The sequence below is a fragment of the Synechococcus sp. MU1655 genome (genome assembly GCF_023630655.1).
In the GTDB taxonomy this organism is placed as follows: Bacteria; Cyanobacteriota; Cyanobacteriia; order PCC-6307; family Cyanobiaceae; genus Synechococcus_C.
Map to the genome: position 1 here is coordinate 1 of NZ_JAKUHK010000252.1, position 2,759 is coordinate 2,759.

A 2,759-nucleotide genomic window follows, 5' to 3' on the forward strand; every position below is an offset into this window, starting at 1 on the left:
TAAGGATATGGAAGAAGATTTAAATTTAGATATATCTTTGATATCGGGGCCTTTCTCGATTTGAATCCAGCCTTCGCCAACCTGGATATCCGTCGACAGACTTTGCGTGTTTCTTAGGCGGTTATCCATAAATCTCGTTTTTAGTCTTTCAAGCTTAGTATTGATGGCTTCTGAGTTATCTGCATCTACTGTGACTAATACCTCGAGTTGAGTGGTGCTTGACGTCAAATTGCCGTCCTTTTTGCTTCCAAGGTTTAAAGGTTGAACCTTCGCAGAGGGCGACTCAGGAGGTCTAAAAGTATCAGCAGCAAGCATGTCTAATTCTTTTCTGGCGGTCATGAATTCACCGCTACATTCAATATTGAACACCTCCTTTGTCTGAAATTGTTTAAATTTCCGTTTGGTCCACTCGCAAGGACCTTGAGAGGTGTCAACTACTAATTTGAGTGTTTCTTGAAGAGGAGCAGGTTTTAGGATTGGTATTAACGCAATAATTAGCCCTAGTAGTCCACCACTTAGAACCCAGAACCGGTGTCGTTGGAAAGCCGCCGCTACCTCCCGCAAATCAATTTCGTCGTCAGACGAGAGGGAGCTAGCATCAAAATTATTCATTGCTAAGCATTCAGTGGGAATCGGGCAATCTTCTCGTAAGGGATCCTTTTTTGCAAATTCACTATCTGAATCAACAATTAACTTCGTAGGTGTAACAAGGCCCAGTCTTGAAGCCCATCATTTCATTCACTATCAATACACTAGCAAGCATCAATTCAAGAACAAGCAACCACCGCCAACTTCATCCGCACATAGCCAACAACCCTTGAATCCCACTCTTCCGCTGCGCGAGACTGGATGTCGTTGGCAATAGTGCTCCGGTGATCACCCCTCTGATTCCTGTGATCCTTTGTGGTGGTACTGGCACACGCCTCTGGCCGCTTTCGCGGGCTAGCTACCCGAAGCAATATTGGCCCCTCGGAGGCAGTGGTGACGACACCCTGCTGCAACAAACCCAGAAGCGATTAAACGGAATTGAAGCGCTCGGGAAGCCGCTTCTGATCTGCAACGAGGATCACCGCTTCATTGTGGCGGAGCAGATGCGCCAGATCGATGTGGAGCCTGGCGCGATCCTGCTCGAACCGATGGGTCGCAACACAGCCCCAGCAGTTGCAGTCGCTGCACTTCAAGCAACAGCCCAAGGTGACGACCCCCTCCTGCTCGTTTTGGCAGCAGACCATGTGATTCGCGATGGAGCTCAGTTTCAGAGCGCCATTGCTGCTGGGCGCAAAGAAGCGGAAGCCGGCCGACTGGTGACCTTTGGGATTGTTCCGATCGCACCTGAAACCGGCTATGGCTACATCGAAGCCGCTGAATCTCTTCAGCCTGGTGCATTGACGCCAGTGCCGATTGCGCGCTTCGTGGAGAAGCCCGATCAAGCCACCGCCGAACAATTCATCGCTAGTGGGCGCTTCACCTGGAACAGCGGCATGTTCCTGTTTAAGGCAAGCGCCATGCTCGCTGAGCTTGAGCGACTCACGCCTGAAGTGGTGAGTTGCTGCCGCGCTGCCCTGGAACAAGACATGGCAGACCTTGATTTTCTGCGCCTGGATCGAGATGCCTTTGCCAAATGCCCCAACGTGGCGATTGATGTGGCCGTGATGGAGCAAACCGAGCTGGGCACCGTGCTTCCCCTCGATGCAGGTTGGAGTGATGTGGGCAGCTGGAGCGCCCTATGGGACACCGCTGATCGCGATCAAAACGGCAATGTGTTGCGCGGGCGGGTGATCAGCGAAGGCAGCAAAAACTGTTATCTACGCAGTGAACACAGGCTGGTGGTAGGCCTTGGCGTTGAAAACCTCGTGGTCGTCGAAACTGACGACGCCGTGTTGATCGCTGATCGCAGCCAAGCTCAAAACGTGAAAACGGTGGTGAAGCAGCTGGAAGCAGAGGGCAGCCCCGAGGGCAAAGCCCATCGCAAGATTTACCGCCCGTGGGGTGCTTACACCGGCGTGGTGGAAGGAACGCGCTGGCAAGTGAAACGGATCTCCGTCAAACCTGGCGCCAGCCTGTCGCTGCAGATGCACCATCACAGAGCCGAGCATTGGGTGGTGGTGCACGGAACTGCCCTTGTGGAGCGTGATGGCGAAGAGCAACTCATCGGCGAAAACCAGAGCACTTACATCCCCATCGGTTGCAAGCACCGGCTCAGCAATCCCGGCCGAATCCCAGTGGTCATGATCGAGGTTCAAAGCGGCGAATACCTCGGAGAAGACGACATCGTGCGTTTTGAAGACCGCTATGGCCGCAGCGATCTGTAGGGCAGAGCCTTTGCATAGCTTTAACAAGGCCAAATTCGATCCTTCTCATTGCTCTCCTGTTTTCGGTTTCTAACTAGCTGATGCCTGCTTCTCTTGTTCGTAATTTGGTGACCGGTGGTGCTGGTTTTCTGGGGTCCCATCTCTGTGATCGCTTGATGGAAGATGGAGAAGAGGTGATCTGCTTGGACAATTACTTCACGGGCCGTAAGGCGAATATTGCGCAGTGGATGGGCCATCCTCGCTTTGAATTGATCCGCCATGACGTGACCGAGCCGATCAAGCTTGAGGTGGATCGGATCTGGCATTTGGCTTGTCCTGCCTCACCAGTCCACTACCAGTTCAACCCGGTGAAAACGGCGAAAACGAGCTTCATCGGCACTTACAACATGCTGGGCTTAGCCAGGCGGGTTGGGGCACGGTTGCTGTTGGCCAGCACCAGTGAGGTGT

Annotated in this window: 3 protein-coding genes; 2 read left to right on the forward strand and 1 reads right to left on the reverse strand. The window is 52.9% G+C overall.

Annotation, left to right across the window (positions count from 1 at the left end; genetic code table 11):
* On the reverse strand, positions 1-612 hold a 612-nt coding region (locus NCN04_RS10220; protein ID WP_250396027.1), incomplete at its 3' end, for a hypothetical protein.
* 260 nt (positions 613-872) lie between these two features.
* On the opposite strand from NCN04_RS10220, the gene NCN04_RS10225 reads away from it, so the two are divergent.
* Together NCN04_RS10225 and NCN04_RS10230 are read left to right on the forward strand one after the other, a co-directional pair.
* Positions 873-2,312: a mannose-1-phosphate guanylyltransferase/mannose-6-phosphate isomerase gene (locus NCN04_RS10225; RefSeq protein ID WP_250396028.1), complete on the forward strand. Its 1,440-nt coding sequence runs from the start codon at positions 873-875 to the stop codon at positions 2,310-2,312.
* Positions 2,313-2,392: 80 nt separating this feature from the next.
* On the forward strand, positions 2,393-2,759 hold a 367-nt coding region (locus tag NCN04_RS10230; RefSeq protein ID WP_250396029.1), incomplete at its 3' end, for a GDP-mannose 4,6-dehydratase.